The sequence below is a fragment of the Mycobacterium sp. TH-M103 genome, from assembly GCF_057473785.1.
Map to the genome: position 1 here is coordinate 1 of NZ_JBYCLG010000097.1, position 15,418 is coordinate 15,418.

General features: G+C 67.5%; 12 protein-coding genes and 1 pseudogene. 5 read left to right on the forward strand and 8 right to left on the reverse strand.

Annotation, left to right across the window (positions count from 1 at the left end):
* The 4 genes from AC2VOR_RS05485 to AC2VOR_RS05500 all read right to left on the reverse strand — a co-directional run.
* The coding region (locus AC2VOR_RS05485; RefSeq protein WP_486963343.1) for a spirocyclase AveC family protein at window positions 1-942 on the reverse strand (942 nt) is incomplete at its 3' end.
* 4 nt (window positions 943-946) lie between these two features.
* On the reverse strand, window positions 947-2,065 hold the full coding sequence (locus AC2VOR_RS05490; protein ID WP_486963344.1) for an ABC transporter substrate-binding protein: 1,119 nt from the start codon (window positions 2,063-2,065) through the stop codon (window positions 947-949).
* A 62-nt stretch (window positions 2,066-2,127) separates the two neighbouring features.
* The gene (locus tag AC2VOR_RS05495; protein WP_369737407.1) at window positions 2,128-2,970 is read right to left on the reverse strand and encodes a CbbQ/NirQ/NorQ/GpvN family protein; all 843 of its coding nucleotides are present in this window, start codon (window positions 2,968-2,970) and stop codon (window positions 2,128-2,130) included.
* Between the two features lie 143 nt (window positions 2,971-3,113).
* On the reverse strand, window positions 3,114-4,760 hold the full coding sequence (locus AC2VOR_RS05500) for a nitric oxide reductase activation protein NorD (RefSeq protein ID WP_486963345.1): 1,647 nt from the start codon (window positions 4,758-4,760) through the stop codon (window positions 3,114-3,116).
* Between the two features lie 155 nt (window positions 4,761-4,915).
* On the opposite strand from AC2VOR_RS05500, the pseudogene AC2VOR_RS05505 reads away from it, so the two are divergent.
* From AC2VOR_RS05505 to AC2VOR_RS05520, 4 genes and pseudogenes are all read left to right on the forward strand, one after another.
* Window positions 4,916-5,146, forward strand: a pseudogene (locus AC2VOR_RS05505) (SDR family NAD(P)-dependent oxidoreductase); the annotation flags it as partial.
* Window positions 5,147-5,714: 568 nt separating this feature from the next.
* Window positions 5,715-7,022, forward strand: coding sequence for a TetR/AcrR family transcriptional regulator (locus tag AC2VOR_RS05510; RefSeq protein WP_369737406.1), 1,308 nt, complete (start codon window positions 5,715-5,717; stop codon window positions 7,020-7,022).
* Window positions 7,023-7,099: 77 nt separating this feature from the next.
* On the forward strand, window positions 7,100-7,942 hold the full coding sequence (locus tag AC2VOR_RS05515; protein WP_369737405.1) for an SDR family oxidoreductase: 843 nt from the start codon (window positions 7,100-7,102) through the stop codon (window positions 7,940-7,942).
* Window positions 7,943-7,986: 44 nt separating this feature from the next.
* The gene (locus AC2VOR_RS05520; RefSeq protein ID WP_369737404.1) at window positions 7,987-8,625 is read left to right on the forward strand and encodes an SDR family oxidoreductase; all 639 of its coding nucleotides are present in this window, start codon (window positions 7,987-7,989) and stop codon (window positions 8,623-8,625) included.
* Window positions 8,626-8,669: 44 nt separating this feature from the next.
* On the opposite strand, the gene AC2VOR_RS05525 is transcribed toward AC2VOR_RS05520, so the two are convergent.
* A complete protein-coding gene (locus tag AC2VOR_RS05525) occupies window positions 8,670-9,908 on the reverse strand; it encodes an IS110 family RNA-guided transposase (RefSeq protein ID WP_486963347.1) in 1,239 nt (412 codons plus the stop codon).
* A 557-nt stretch (window positions 9,909-10,465) separates the two neighbouring features.
* On the opposite strand from AC2VOR_RS05525, the gene metE reads away from it, so the two are divergent.
* Window positions 10,466-12,751, forward strand: coding sequence for a 5-methyltetrahydropteroyltriglutamate--homocysteine S-methyltransferase (gene metE / locus AC2VOR_RS05530; protein WP_369737403.1), 2,286 nt, complete (start codon window positions 10,466-10,468; stop codon window positions 12,749-12,751).
* 9 nt (window positions 12,752-12,760) lie between these two features.
* Here metE and AC2VOR_RS05535 read toward each other — a convergent pair whose 3' ends face one another.
* The 3 genes from AC2VOR_RS05535 to AC2VOR_RS05545 all read right to left on the reverse strand — a co-directional run.
* The gene (locus tag AC2VOR_RS05535) at window positions 12,761-13,939 is read right to left on the reverse strand and encodes a PPE family protein (protein ID WP_369737402.1); all 1,179 of its coding nucleotides are present in this window, start codon (window positions 13,937-13,939) and stop codon (window positions 12,761-12,763) included.
* Between the two features lie 15 nt (window positions 13,940-13,954).
* On the reverse strand, window positions 13,955-14,254 hold the full coding sequence (locus AC2VOR_RS05540; RefSeq protein WP_369737401.1) for a PE family protein: 300 nt from the start codon (window positions 14,252-14,254) through the stop codon (window positions 13,955-13,957).
* Window positions 14,255-14,521: 267 nt separating this feature from the next.
* Window positions 14,522-15,418 (reverse strand): hypothetical protein (locus AC2VOR_RS05545; protein ID WP_486963346.1); only part of this gene is annotated, 897 nt, incomplete at its 5' end.

Genomic DNA, 15,418 nt, shown 5'->3' on the forward strand with positions numbered 1-15,418 from the left:
GGAGGTCGCCGCGTGGCTGATCTTGATCACGGCGAACCATGCCCCGTAGGCGAAGTAGGACACGTTGATGATCGCGAACATCACCAGGAACGTGCCGAGCACCGGACGGCCGGGGAAGACCTTGGCTTTCGCGGCCAGCTTCTCGGCCACCGACTTTCCGGTGTCGTCGCGGTAGCAGAGTATCGCGGCGGGCACCATCACGAAGGTCACCGAGAACGATTCCCAGATCAGCGGGAACTGGAATGTCGTGCCGGTGAACACCGAACCCCACGGGATCACCTGGGAATAGATGTACATGCCGGTGTGGACGAGCTGGATCTCCAGCCACGCGTCGAAGACGAAGCCGATGGCGCAGGTCAGCACGCCCAGGCTGACCAACGGGTGCCGCGACACGAACGCCTCGGGGCCGCGCCTGGCCTGCAGCTTGCGCAGGATCCAGATCGCCGGGAAGTACGGACCGAAATAGAAAGTGACGTAACCGAACACGACGAAGGGCTCGACCGTCGGCGACAGCGACACCAGCGGCCACGACTCGGGCCAATGGATGAGATCGGGGTTGTAGACCGCGAACGGCGCCCAATTCATGATCGGGTCCTGCCACACGATCAGGGTCGTGCACAAGAACATCAGCATCACCGGGCTGCCCGGGTTGCGTCGCCAGCCCCTGATGAACACCACGAGCAGCACGATCAGCATGGTCACGGTCGAAATCTGCAGGAAAGCGATGTAATCGAGGCCGAAGATGAACCTGACCGGGCGGGGCCGGCCCTGCACCTTCGGGTTCGCGACGCGGGGATCGAGGGCGACGCGGCAGTTCGCGATGAAGAAGGCCACGAACGCGGCCACGGCGGCGCCGGCGATCCATCCGCCCCAGCCGCGCCCTGCGCCCCCGGGTTGCCGGACCGGTGTCTCGCCCACGGTCAGCGACTGGTCCGCGGACATGGCATCAGCCTTCCTCTCCGAAGCGGTCGACCAGATGCGAGCTGACGCCGTCGGCGTCGAGCGTCCGAGCGACCAGGTAGCCGGCGCCCATCCAGGCCCGTCGAGTCCACTTGCCGAACGACACGCGGGTACCGGGCGCACCGGCCGCGGCGGGCATCATCTTCACCCGCTCCAGCGCCTCCTTGACCCCACGCGGGCTGAGCGGATGAGCGTCGGTGAACGCGCGCACCAGCGTCGCGGCGACGTCCCGGTTGACCACGGGCACGCAGTATTCGGGGCGCCTGCCGCCGTACGCTGCGGCGTAGCGGTCGAGGAAGTCCTGGCCGAGCCGGTTCTGCTCGTCGTACTGGTCGACGCCGATCCAGCCCGTGAACGCGTCCCACATGACGGGGTTCACCCAGGCGTTCTGGAAGGCCGTGGTGGTGAATCTGGGTGGGTCCCAATCGACGGCCTGCAGCGCGGGATTGATGAACACGATCCCGAACCCGAAGCCTAGGTGCACGATCGCGTCCGCCTTCGCATCGTGCAGGGAGCGCACCGCTTCGTCGACGTCCTGCGCGGTCTGCGCAATGGCCGCCTCGGCGACGATGCGGATGCCCTTGCGCCGGCACGCACTACGCAGATTCCTCAGGTAGCTTTCGCCGATCAGGTTCTGCTCGACGAGAACTCCGATCTCGGACAGTTCGCGCTTGGCCAGGAGGTCGGCGATGAAGATGGGCTCGTCGGTCATCGATCCCTGCGGGAAGGCAAACGTCCATTCGCCCAACCAGTCGTCGGTGCCGGTGACGCTGATCGCCGGGACCTTGAAACGCTCCTCGATCGCCTCGCGGGTCGGCACGCAGTTGTCGGTGATGTGGGGCCCGAACACCACCAGACACCCGTCGTCGACGAGTGCTCCGAACGCGTCGATCACCGCCTTGACCGATCCCTTGGGCAATCCCTCCACTTCGCGGTAGACCATCTGCACGGGCCGGTCCAGCACCCCGGATGAGAGGGCCTCGGCGAATATCAGGTCGAAGCACCGCGTGAAGTCGGCTTTCATCTCCTCCGGGAACTGCGGTGGGAGCGTGAAGTCCATGAGGTAACCGACCTTGATCGGTTCTGCGCTGCTTTCGTAGGACATTCGACCTGCCCGCCTGGGAAACCTAATATTTGTTCAGACACTAGCTGCGCTGGCAGACAGCGTCAATCGACTGGGCCGGCCCCGCCGAGGTAGAGGTCGATCATCTCGCCCAGCGCCCGGCCCACCGCCACGTCGTCGGTGAGCGGCCCGGCGATGGCGGCCCGGGCGGCGTCCGGCATGGCGAGCCCCGCCGCGACGAGCCTGCCCGCCGCGATCAGCACGCGGGTCGACGCGACCTCGCGCAGGCCGCCGGTCTCGAGCCGGCGGATGGCCTGGCCGAAACGCACCAGCTCGGCGGCGGTGGCACCGTCCACCCCGGCCTCGTGCGCGACGATCCCCTCCTCGAATTCGGCGGCCGGGAAGTCGAATTCGATGGCCACCATCCGCTGGCGCGTCGAATCCTTGAGGTCCTTGAGCACGCTCTGGTAGCCGGGGTTGTAGGACACCACGAGACCGAAACCCGGGGCCGCGTCCAGCGTGACGCCGAGCCGCTCGATGGGCAGCTGCCGCCGGTGGTCGGCGAGGGGGTGCAGTACCACGGTGGTGTCCTGCCTGGCCTCCACCACCTCGTCGAGGTAGCAGATGGCCCCCTCGCGCACCGCTCTCGTCAGCGGGCCGTCCACCCACACGGTCTCGTCGCCCTGCAGCAGATACCGGCCGACGAGGTCGGCGGTGGTGAGGTCGTCGTGGCAGGCCACGGTGATCAGCGGCCGGCCGAGGTCGTGGGCCATCGCCTCGACGAACCGGGTCTTGCCGCACCCCGTCGGCCCCTTCAGGAGGAGCGCCAGACCCTGGCGGTGGGCCGCCTTGAAGATGGCCTCCTCGTTGCCGAGCGCCTTGTAGTAGGGCCGTACCGCCTCCGAGGCCGCGCCGTTGCGGAACGCCAGCCCGGGCTCCTCGGCCATAACTTTCCTTTCGCCACGCTGTGGTTGCAGCGTATCCGGAACAGATGTTTGTTTCAAGCGCACATCAGGGAGGGGACATCGTGCCCCTTTGCCCTCAACTACGTTGTGCGACAAGCATCATCGTGAACCCGAGAGAGTGCACGTCACGAGACCCGGCGCCGGACCTCCGCCGACCGCAGCGCCGACCGGAACAGCGGTCCGATCACCCCGGCGAGCTGATCCGGGCGCGCGATCGTCGCATGGGCGGTGTCGCCGAACACCCGGCGTAGCGACCGCACGTCGGTTCCCGCGCCGATCGTCAGGCACACGCAGCCGGTGCCGCGCCGGCGGGCCTCGGCCAGGGCGCGGCGCGAGTCCGCGGCACCGTAGGCACGCTCGTATCCGTGGTCGTATGCGAGTCCGTCGGACAGCACCACCAACAACCGCCGCGACGTGCCGCCGCGCGCTTCCACGACCGCCGAGCCGTGGCGGATGGCCGCACCGAGGCGCGAGTACGCGCCGGGCTCCATGCTGTCGAGCCGCTTCATGACCCGGGTGTCGAGGTGGTCGTCGAACCGTTTGACGGGCACCACGCTCACCGCGCCGCGGCCCTGCGAGTAGTAACCGTAGAGCGCGACCCGGTCACCCAGGTCGTGCAGCGCGACCAGCAGCTTGGCCACCGCCGCTTTCTGCTGCTCGTGCACCGTGCGCCCCGAAGTGCCGGGCTCGGCCGCGGACCCGGAGACGTCGAGCAGGAGCAGCACCGACAGGTCGCGCCGGCGCCGCAGGCTGTCCAGGTAGACCGCCTCGCCGGGCAGCGATCCGGCCAGCGCCTCGACGCGGGCCTCGACCGCGGCGTCGATGTCGATGTCGTCGCCCTGGGACTGGCGGTGGCGGCGGTGCAGGCCCATGCCCAGCCGTGACAGCGGGCGCCGCACGCTGACGGCGTCGTCGATCGCGTGCGTCGCCTGCGCCTTGATCCTCGGCTCGAGTTCGCGCACCGTGCACCACGCGGGCCGGTACTTCTTTCGCGCCACGTCCCATTCCGGATACGTCAGGCCACCGGTGCGACGTTCCGGGTCGCCGAGGTCCTCGATCGACGTCGCCGCCGACGACGACACGGCGTGCTGCCCGCGATTCGCCGCGTTCGTCCGATGCGTCGGGGTGTCCGCGCCGGCCGGTCCGCCACCGCCACCGGTCTTACGCACCGACGACAGCAGCTTTTTCAGCCACTTGCCGAGAAAACCGCCGCCGCCGACCGGGCTGGTGAACATGTCCGCATCGTCGGAATCGTCGACTTCGCCGTCGTCGAGGTCTTCCGGTTCTCCCCCGGCGCCGCGTCGCGGGACGTGTCCGGGTGCCGGATCGCCCCGTCGGGCCGCGCGGGAACGGCCGGCCAGCACCCTGGCCGCGCGGATCTCGCCGAACTCCGGCGCCGGGTCCGCGATCGTGCTCCGGCCCTCGGCGATCCTCAGCGACTGCGCGGGCGAGTCGCTCCGGCCCGCGATGTCGCGGTCGGCCAACGATGCCAGGATTCCCGGCAGCAAACCGCTGTTGCCGGCCAGTGCGCGGTGAGCTTCGATCGCCAGATAGCGCCTCGCCAGCCGGGGCCGGCGGCGCAGGCGGCGCAGAACGTCGGGTTCCAGGCTGCCGGCGGCGATCATCGAGGCCTGCACCGCAACGGTTTCGAGATTGGCGCGGGCTCTGGCGGACGGATCGAGATAAAGCGTGTGGCCGTCCGTCCACGGGGGTTCGCCCGGTTTCGACTCGGCCACCGCGACCCCTCGGCCCGCGAGTACGGACGCGAGCATGCCCAGTGTCTGGACCCGGGCTGCGCGATCCTCGCTCGGCACGCTCACCTCCGACCGCAGGACTGCGTTGACCAAATATCTGTTCCACCGTAGAGTCCGGTGCCATTGCCGTCAATCGCATCGCGGCGCCGGCTGCAGGCTACGGGGAGTGCATCATGATCGACTTCACCGACCGCGTGGCGGTTGTCGCTGGCGGCTTCCATCTTTCGCAGCCCGCCTATCGCGAGATGAAGAAAAGCGGGGGCGGACGTTTCGTGTTCGTCTCGTCCTCGGCGGGGGTCTTCGGTCAACCGATGGAGGCGCACTACGCCGCGGCAAAGGCGGGACTGGTCGGATTGACCAACGTGATTGCCATCGAAGGCGAAGCGCACGGCATAATCTCGAGCAGATGTCGTGCACCGAAGCGTTCTACATACCCACGTCGATCTTCGATCAGGTGCTGGAAGTGTGTGAGCGACGCGGGATAAGCGCGATGCCGGGTGGCCATGGATGAAGCGGTTCGACCGCCATGATCTACGAACCCGATCCCCGCCCGGTGAACATGCGCGCGGAGTTGACCTCCGGCGGCTACCACGAGAAATCCAGAACCATCACAACCCCACCACAGCTGCCCGCACCAATGTCTCCGCACCGGCTCAACGGTTATCTATAGCAATAGTCCCCTATAGAGACTATTTGCAAGATGGTGAAATGGTAAGGCGCTGGCAGGTAGGCAAGCCCCAATTCGGCGAAATCGTTATTAGAGGGCGCCCGCACTCGCCCCGGCCGGCCCGGGCGCGGCCGGGGCCGCGGCCCCCCTCGGGCCGTCCGCCGGCCTCTACGATGGTGGCAACGCGTTGTGCAGCGCGTTTGGCGCACCCCGTCTGATAGCCTCCAACAAAGATTTGGTTCGGCGGGAGGACGAATGCGCAGGGCCGCGAAACCGCACTCGCCACAGCTCGACCACCGCTGATCATGGCCAAAGCCAACTCGCTGCCCAAGGGTCGCCCGCCGGAAGCCGAGCGCGCGAACCACGCAGAGAACTCCGGCACCCGTCGCACCGAGATCCTGCAGACCGCGGCATCGTTGATCGCGTCCTCGGGATTGCGGACCTCGCTACAGGAGATCGCCGACGCCGCAGGAATCCTGCCGGGCAGCCTGTATCACCATTTCGAGTCCAAAGAGGCGATCCTGGTCGAACTGATCCGCCGCTACCAGGACGATCTGGATCGGATCGGCCGGACCGCGCAGGCGAAGTTGGACGCACCCGACGCGCGACCGGTACCCGAGAAGATCATCGAGCTCGGGTCGGCGATCGCCCGCTGCGCCGTGCAGCACGGTGCGGCGCTGCAGATGTCCTTCTATGAGGGGCCGAGTTCGGATCCCGAGCTGATCGAGCTGACCCGGCGGCAGCCCGTGGCCATCCAGGAGGCGATGCTGCAGGCCTTGCGCGCCGGGCGGTGGAGCGGGTACATCAAACCCGACATCGACCTTCCGGTCCTGGCCGACCGCATCTGCCAGACAATGCTGCAGGTCGGGCTCGCCGTGATGCGCCACGATTCCTCGCCCGACCAGGTTGCGAGCCTCCTCTGCCGAATCATCCTGCAGGGGTTGGCGACCCGCTCACCCGCCGATGCGGCCCTGGACCGATCCCAGGCCTTTGCCGCCGCAAACGAGGTCATCGACACCTGGGCCGACGACAGCGACGCGGATCCCAGCGACAAAGCCGCCCACGTGCGTGCGGTGGCGCGGACCGTGTTCGGTCGCAAGGGTTACGAGGTGACCACCATCAGGGACATCGCGGCGGCCGCCGACATGGGCACCGGGACCGTCTACCGGGTGATCGGGTCCAAGGACGAACTGCTTGCCTCGATCATGAAATCCTTCGGCAAGAAGGTGGAGGCGGGCTGGGTCAAAGTCCTGCGCTCGGATGCCACGGCCGTCGAGAAGCTGGACGCACTGAGCTGGGTCAACGTCAACGCACTCGACCGATTCTCCGACGAGTTCCGGATTCAGCTGGCCTGGATGCGGCAATCACCGCCGGACAGCCCGAACCCCGGCTGGTTGTATGCCACGAGGCTTCGGCAGATGAAATCGCTTCTCTCCGAGGGCATCAAGTCAGGAGAGATCGCTATCCAAGCGCCATCGACGGCGATGCTGGCACGGTGCGTCGTCGGCTTGCAGTGGATACCGGAGAACATCCTTCGCAACATCGGCACCCGCGCGGCGCTGCTGCATGCGCGGGACACGGTTTTGCGCGGCGTCGCGGTTCGAAGCGGTTAGGTATTGAACCAAAAAACTGTTACCCATACAGTTGGGCGGTTAGAACCGGGTTAGCAATTGCCGAGAAGGGGATTTCCATGACCATCGTCGATCGGTTGCGTTATGACGGTAAGCGGGCGCTCGTCGTCGGCGGTGCGACCGGCATGGGTGCCGCGGCGGCGAAGTCGGCCGGGGAGCTCGGCGCCGAAGTCATCGTCATGGACTACGCGCCGGTGAACTACGACGTCGCCAAGTCGATCCAGGTGGACCTGCGCGACCCCGCCTCGATCGATGCCGCGCTCGAGCAGCTGGACGGCCCCGTGCACGCCGTTTTCTCGGCCGCCGGCATCGCCGAGGGGACGACCGACCTGATGGCGATCAACTTCCTCGGCCACCGGTATCTCATCGATCGCCTGCTCGAGAAGAACCAGCTTCCCTCCGGCTCGGCGATCTGCTTCATCTCCTCGGTGGCCGGCATGGGGTGGGAGAACGACCTGGACCTGCTGAACGAGTTCCTCGCCCTGGGCGACTTCGCGGCCGCGCAGGACTGGGTCAAGGCGCACGAGTCGGAAGGCATCATCCACTACGGCTTCTCCAAGAAGGTCGTCAACGCCTACGTGGCGACGCAGGGTTATCCCCTGCTCAAGAAGGGCATTCGGATCAACGCGATCTGCCCCGGTCCCACCGACACCCCGCTGGCCCAGGCCAATGCCGACCTCTGGCTGACGTTCGCCCAGGACTATCGCGACGAGACCGGTTCGAAGGTTCACACGCCGGAGCAGATGGGTGACGTGATGGCGTTCCTCAACAGCGCCGCCGCCTTCGGTATCAACGGCATCACGCTGCTGGTGGACTACGGGCACACGATGGCGTCGCTGACCGGCGCCTACCCGCCCGGTAAGCCGATCATCGACATCATCATGGGGCGGGTGAAGCTCTAGAAGCGGGTTGCCCCCGGTCGAGACCACCGCGCTACCGTCGGGGTATGTCACGCATCGTCGTCATCGGCGGCCACGGGAAGGTCGCGCTGCAACTGGCCCCCATCCTGGTCGAGCGCGGCGACGAGGTGGCTTCGGTGTTCCGCAATCCGGACCACGCCGACGACGTCGCGGCCACCGGCGCCACGCCGGTCGTCGCCGACGTCGAGCGGCTGGACACCGATGCGCTGGCCGGCCTGCTCGCCGGGCACGACGCGGTCGTCTTCTCCGCCGGGGCCGGCGGGGGTAGCCCGGAACGGACCTACGCCGTCGACCGGGACGCGGCGATCCGGACGATCGACGCGGCCGCGCGGGCCGGGGTGCGGCGTTTCGTGATGGTCTCGTATTTCGGGGCGGGCGCGGATCACGGTGTACCGCCGAGTGATTCGTTCTTTCCCTATGCCGAGGCCAAGGCGGCCGCGGATGCGCGGCTGCGGGCCAGCGACCTCAATTGGACGATCCTCGGGCCGGGTCGGCTCACCCTCGACGCGCCGACGGGCCGGATCGTGGTCGGCGCAGGGCACGAGGTGACCCGGGGCGATGTCGCCCTGGTCGTGGCCGCCGCACTCGCGGACGATTCGACGATCGGTCGCACCATCGACTTCAACAACGGCAAAACCCCCATCGCCGAGGCGCTGGCAAGCTGACCTGACGAGAAGATTGACGTGAGGTGCGTTCGGAAGGTGAGTGGTCAGGACGCCTCCTCAAGGGTGACGTGGTAGCCCATGGCTTCGAGTTGCCGGACGGCGTTGTTTCGCGCTTTCTGCGGGTGGAGTCGGGTGAAGTAATCCCCGCCGGGATCGCGATACCCGGTGTTGTTCGTCGCGATGTTCCAGATCGCCACCAGCAGTGCGCGCTGCACGGCGACGTTGGCCCGCAAGGGACCGCGGCGGGCGGCGATCCGGCGGTACTTGGCCGCCAGGTAGGTGTCGCGAGTGTGCGAGATCGACATCGCTGCGGTCCCGAGAGCTCCTTGGAGGTAGGGATTGCCGGGGCGGGTGCGCCGTGATTTCACCTTGCCGGCGGATTCGTTGTTGCCCGGGGTCGTGCCCGCCCAGGACGCAAGATGTTGGGCGGTGGGAAATTTGGTCATATCGGCTCCGGTCTCGGCGACCACGACGTCGGCGGTGAATCCGCCGATGCCGGGGATGGTGCAGATCAGATCCCGGAAGCCGCGAAAGGGTTCCATCACCACCTCGATCCGCTCGGTGAGTGCCTCGATGGCCGCGGTGTGCTGGTCGATCAGGTCCAGGTGCATGCGGGTCAAGAACGCGTGATGGGCGTTGAACCGACCGTAGAGCGCTTCGGTCAGTTGCGGAATTTTTCTGCGCAGCTGTTTCTGCGCGAGATCGGCCATCACTGCCGTATCGGTCTCACCGGCGAGTAACGCCTCCAGCATCGACCGAGACGACTTGCCGTTGAGATCGGCGGCCACCGACGACAGTTTGATCCCGGCGTCTTCGAGGAGTTTCTCCAGCCGCTGGATCTCGCGGGTGCGTTCCCGGGTCACCGCGGTGCGGGTGCGGGTCAAATCCCGCAGTTGCCGGATCGGCTCGGGAGGAACGAACGACCCACGGACCAGACCGTGAGCGCCGAGCTGCGCGAGCCAGGTGGCATCGGCGACGTCGGTCTTGCGGCCCGGCAGGTTTCTGACGTGTCGAGCGTTGACCAGCATCACCTCGACCCCGGCCAAGTCCTCCAGCAGGTAGTAGAACGGCTTCCAATAGTCGCCGGTTGCTTCCATCACCACGCACGTAACCTTCTGTGCGACAAGATGATCACGCATCGCCATGATCTGTTGCGTAGTGGCTCCGTAGGTGGTCACCGTTTCGCTGGTCTTGCGCCGGCCCGCGCCGTTGATCCGGACGCAGACCTTGGCGTCTCTCTTGGAAATGTCCAGGCCCGCGCAACGTGGATGAATGACGTCCACGGCCCAACTCCCTTCTGTCGTAGCCCACTGTGAAGTTGTCCGTCGTGGGGAGGGCGGGGAGAGTCGGAAGTCTGACGCACGGGCTCGAGGCACCAATCCACGGTTCCCGTGGAAGCCCTCCGCCACCATGCTGACTTACAGGCTCGAAGGCACCAAGGTCTTTGCGGGGACCACCACGACGAACACCGATAATGGTCCCGCTGCATCCGACGTGAGCACAACAGGTGACCACCGCCGAATCTTCACGAACCACGGTGCGCCAACGGCGCCGGTCTGCTGACTTCGCGGTCGGCGTCGAACCCGGCAGGTTAGACGCGCAACGCGGCAGGGAACCCGGTCAGAGTCCGGCACGTCCCCGGCAGCGCGACACGGCAACGACAACTGTCGCTGCGGCGATGAGGTGTCCCCGCGGGGCCGGCCCGCTGGCAGTCGTGCCGGGCGCGCCGCGTCCGGTGGCTCATCGCCCGGTGGAATGGGCGTTTGGCTGTGGGCGTTGCACAGAAGGCGCGCACCGCCACGGGCGGTGACCACATTCCGTCGAGCGATAGGACCAGACCGTGACCCCCCAGCCATTCACCGCCACAGTCACCGGCTCTCCACGCATCGGCCCGAATCGCGAGCTCAAGCGCGCGACCGAGGGGTACTGGGCCGGGCGGACCAGCCGCTCCGAGCTGGAGGCCGTCGCAGCCACACTGCGGCGCGATATGTGGTCGGGGCTGGCGGGCGCGGGCCTGGACTCCGTGCCGGTGAACACGTTCTCCTACTACGACCAGATGCTCGACGCGGCGTTCCTGCTCGGCGCGCTGCCGCAACGCGTGACCGACATTCCCGACGAGTTGGATCGCTACTTCGCCCTCGCCCGTGGCAACGACGACGTCGCACCACTGGAGATGACCAAGTGGTTCGACACCAACTACCACTACCTGGTCCCCGAGATCGAGCCCACCACCCGCTTCACCCTGAACGCGGGCAAGGTGCTGTCCGAGCTGAAAGAAGCTCTCGGCCAGGGCATCCCGGCGCGACCCGTCGTCATCGGCCCGGTCACCTTCCTTTTGCTCAGCAAGGGCATCAAGGGCGCGGACGCACCGATCGAACGCCTCGAAGAGCTGGTGCCTGTCTACTCCGAGCTGCTCGCCTTGCTCGCCGACGCCGGCGCGCAGTGGGTGCAGTTCGACGAGCCGGCGCTGGTCACCGACATCTGCCCCGACGCGCCCGCCCTGGCCGAGCGCGTCTACAACGCGCTGGGCTCGCGGAGCACGCGTCCCGGCATCCACGTCGCCACCTACTTCGGCGACCCCGGCCCGTCCCTGGCGGCGCTGGCCCGCACGCCCGTGGAAGCGATCGGCCTCGACCTGGTGGCCGGCGCCGACGCGGCGGTCGCATCCATAGTCGAGGTACCCGAACTGGCCGGCAAAATCCTGGTGGCCGGCGTCGTCGACGGGCGCAACGTCTGGCGCACCGACCTTGCGGCGGCGCTGGACACGCTCGTCCCCTTGCTGAATTCGGCCGCCACGGTGGCGGTTTCGACCTCCTGCTCCACCATGCACGTGCCGTACTCGCTCGAACCCGAGACCGGGCTGGACGAAAAGCTGCTCAGCTGGCTGGCGTTCGGGCAGGAGAAGGTCACCGAGGTCGTGACCCTGGCGCGCGCGCTGCGCGACGGACGCGACGCGGTCGCCGGGCAGATCGCGGCGTCGGATGCGGCCGCCGCCTCCCGCCGCGAGGATCCGCGACTGCACAACGACCGGGTGCGGGCCCGCATCGCCGACATCCTCGACTCCGGTGTGCACCGCGGCGAGCCGGCACAGCGCCGCGCCGCGCAGGACGCGCGGCTGCACCTGCCGCCGCTGCCGACCACCACGATCGGCTCCTACCCGCAGACCCCCGCGATCCGCAAGGCGCGCGCCGCTTTTCGTTCCGGTGAGATCACCGAAGCCGAATACGTCGACCGGATGAAGCGGGAGATCGCCGATGTCATCGAGCTGCAGGAACAACTCGGCCTCGACGTCCTTGTACACGGCGAGCCGGAACGCAACGACATGGTCCAGTACTTCGCCGAACAACTGGCGGGGTTTGCGGCCACCCAGAACGGGTGGGTGCAATCCTACGGCAGCCGCTGCGTTCGTCCGCCGATCCTCTACGGCGACGTGTCCCGGCCCCGACCGATGACGGTCGAGTGGATCACCTATGCGCAGTCGCTGACCGACAAGCCGGTCAAGGGCATGCTGACCGGGCCCGTCACGATCCTGGCGTGGTCGTTCGTCCGTGACGACCAGCCGCTGGCCGAGACGGCCAACCAGGTGGCGCTGGCCATCCGCGACGAAATCCTCGACCTGGAGGCCGCCGGCATCTCCATCATCCAGGTCGACGAGCCCGCGCTGCGGGAGCTGCTGCCGCTGCGCCGCGCCGCCCAGGGCGAGTACTTGCGCTGGGCCATCGGGGCTTTCCGCTTGGCCACCTCCGGTGTCGCCGACTCGACGCAGATCCACACGCACCTGTGTTACTCGGAGTTCGGCGAGGTGATCGGGGCGATTGCGGACCTGGACGCCGACGTGACGTCGATCGAGGCGGCGCGCTCGCACATGGAGGTGCTCGACGACCTCAACTCGGTCGGCTTCGCCAACAGCGTGGGGCCCGGCGTCTACGACATCCACTCCCCGCGGGTGCCCGGCACCGCCGAGATGGCCGAGTCGTTGCGTGCCGCGCTCAAAGCCCTTCCGGCACAACGGCTCTGGGTCAACCCCGACTGCGGGCTGAAGACGCGCTCCGTCGACGAGGTGACCGCGTCGCTGCGCAACATGGTGGGCGCGGCCCACGAGGTGAGGGCCGAGGTGTCGAGCTGACCGCGGCGATCAGCCCCCGGCCGGTGAACGGGGCAGGATCTTCGCCGGCACTTTGCCGATGCTGCCGATGCCCCGACCGCTGAGGGCTCCCATCAGCGCCTGGCCGAACGGGCTGTTCGGCATGGCCGAGGCCTGCGCCATCGCCGGGCTGGCGACGCTGGTGGGTGGCAGCACCGGCGCGGCACGGATCCCCCCGTCCGCGGCCGCCGACCAGCCCGACGGGATCGACAGCCCACCCAGCTTCGAGGCGGACGCCAACTGGGCCGAAATCGAACCACCCCAGCTCTTGAGCTGATTGGAGATCCCGCCGACCACCACCTGCATCTTGCTGCTGACGAACTGGCCGATGCTGTCGAACAGCGCCTGACTGCCGGTAAGCCCCATTCCCGAGGATCCGGCCGAGTTGCCCATGCTCATGAACATGCGCGCCGGGATGCTGCTCATCATCGCCGCGTAGTAGCCGCCCTCGATGGGATAGATCGACGCCTGGGTCAGACCGCCCCCGCTCGCCAACGAACCCAGACCGGTGGCGTTGAGAAACCCGGCCACGGGGGCCGACGTCGTCAGCGACCCCAGCGTCGCCTGCAGCTCGACGCTCAGCGTGGTCAGCGCGGACAGCGCGCCGGCTCCGGAACTGGTCAGCAGTGGCGTCAGCGTGGCCGCCGGGTTGGTCATCGCCGGCGGCACGCTGAACGCCGGCGTCTGCAGCGCACCGGCGGCCGAGGCGGCGTATCCGTTCATCGCGCCAACATCCTGGGCCCACATCTCCAGATAGTCGGCCTCGGTCGCCGCGATGGCCGGGGTGTTCTGGCCGAAGATGTTCGAGGCGATCAACGCGGCGAGCACCGCCCGGTTGGTGGCGATCACCGGCGGGGGCACCGTCGTCGCGAACGCCGTCTCGAACGCGACCACCGCCGCGCTCGCCTGCGCGCCGGCCTCGGCCGCTGCCGCGGCCGTCGCGCCCATCCACGACACGTACGGCACGGCTGCCGCGGTCATCGCCATCGCCGACGGGCCCGCCCATCCGCTGGTGAGGGTCGCGATCACCGACTCATAGGAAGCCGCCGTCGCGTACAGGTCGCTTGCCAGCCCATCCCACGCCGCCGCCGACGCCACGAGGGGCCCCGAGCCCGGGCCCGAGTACATCATCCCGGAGATGATTTCGGGGGGGAAAAAGGAGAAGAACACCGCGGCCGCCTTGCCCTAGCCGGCCGCCGCCACGTTGGCCGCCTCGGTGATCGTGTACGACGTGGCGCCGGTGGACAGGGCGTTGACGAACGCCTCGTGGATCTGGTTGGCCATCAACGCAATGGTCTGGTAGGCCAACCCGTGCGCGGCGAAGTGGGTGCCCACCAGTTGGGACACCTGGTCGGCCGCCGGCGGCGCCACCTCGGTGGTCGGCCCTTCGGCCGCCGCATTGTTGGACGCCATCGACGATCCGATCCTCGACAAGCTTCCCGCCGCGGCGGTCAGCATTTCCGGTCGAGCCGTTACGAAGGACACGACCTCCACCTCCTGTCACTAATGTCGGCCGGCCATCCCGGCAACGGGGACCAAATTCTCCTGTGACCGAAGCGATTAGGCGCGGCACCTGCCGGGGACAACTGATCTGGCTTGCGTCCCAGCAGTTCCCGCCATCGTAGCCCGGCCGCTGCGAATACGGTGCGGTTTTCACCGAATTCAGCTACGCAGCAACGGATTCGGCAACGCCGAGCGACCAGTCTTCCCGCGGGTGGCGCCCGCGGGAAGACTGGTCGCAGGGACGGTGACTCAGAGCAGCGAAGTGAGCAGATCCAGCGCGATGGTGCTCAGGTTGGGCGCCAGGTCGGCGGCCAGCATCGAGCCGATGTCCGTGACGGCAGCGGGATCGAACGCCATCGACAACGCGGCCGGGTCGAAAGCGGCGCTGAACGAGGCGGGATCGAACGCGGCGACGGGATCAAAAGCCGCCGGAGACACCCCGAAGTAAGATTCCAGCCCGCCGAACAACAGGGTGCCCAGCTGGTCGAGAACCCCGCCCCAGGTGGCCGCCGTTCCCCCAGTGGGCACCAGCGATTTCGCGAAGTCCTGGGGAATCTCGTTGACCAGCGCATCGACCAGTCCACCTGTTTGCAGAACACCAAGGTCAAACGGGCCTGTTGATCCATTGAGATAACCGCCCACGCTCAGGGCAGGCACGTTCAGCAGGTCGACCAACGCGGTGGGGTACTGCCCGGCGTTGTAGGCATCCAGCGCCAGCTGCAGTCCGTTTGCGGTCCCCTGTGACTGCGCAAAAATCATGCCGTTGAAGCCGAGCAAAAACGTCAACACGCTGTTGGCGAGGTTGTCGCTGACCGTGGTCGACAAATTTGTCAGCATCTCACCGGGAATATCGGCGATATTCAACAGCGGAGTAGCAAGCGGTAACAGGTCAAAAATCAGGGACGAGTTAAAAGTGCTCACCGAGGAGGCGATGTCCCCGGCCTGGATGCCGTCGATCAGCGTGGTGATCTGCGGTGGCAACGTCTGGGTCAGCAGGTCGTAGACGCCATTGCCCAGCGTCTGCAGGTTGCTGCCCAAAGTGTCGGCGAAGCCGATCTGGTTGCTGGCCACCTGCGCCAGCACCGGGAACGGGTCGGCGAGCCAGGTGTCGGCGATGCTCTGCAGGTTGGAGCCCGCCGTCTGAAA

What these genes read in the sequence shown, in the direction of transcription:
- AC2VOR_RS05495 (WP_369737407.1), bottom strand. Translation starts at nt 2,970, where the DNA reads ATGGCCGAGGAGCCCGGGCTGGCGTTCCGCAACGGCGCGGCCTCGGAG.
- AC2VOR_RS05510 (WP_369737406.1), top strand. Translation starts at nt 5,715, where the DNA reads ATGGCCAAAGCCAACTCGCTGCCCAAGGGTCGCCCGCCGGAAGCCGAG.
- AC2VOR_RS05520 (WP_369737404.1), top strand. Translation starts at nt 7,987, where the DNA reads ATGTCACGCATCGTCGTCATCGGCGGCCACGGGAAGGTCGCGCTGCAA.
- AC2VOR_RS05515 (WP_369737405.1), top strand. Translation starts at nt 7,100, where the DNA reads ATGACCATCGTCGATCGGTTGCGTTATGACGGTAAGCGGGCGCTCGTC.
- AC2VOR_RS05490 (WP_486963344.1), bottom strand. Translation starts at nt 2,065, where the DNA reads ATGTCCTACGAAAGCAGCGCAGAACCGATCAAGGTCGGTTACCTCATG.
- AC2VOR_RS05500 (WP_486963345.1), bottom strand. Translation starts at nt 4,760, where the DNA reads ATGCTCGCGTCCGTACTCGCGGGCCGAGGGGTCGCGGTGGCCGAGTCG.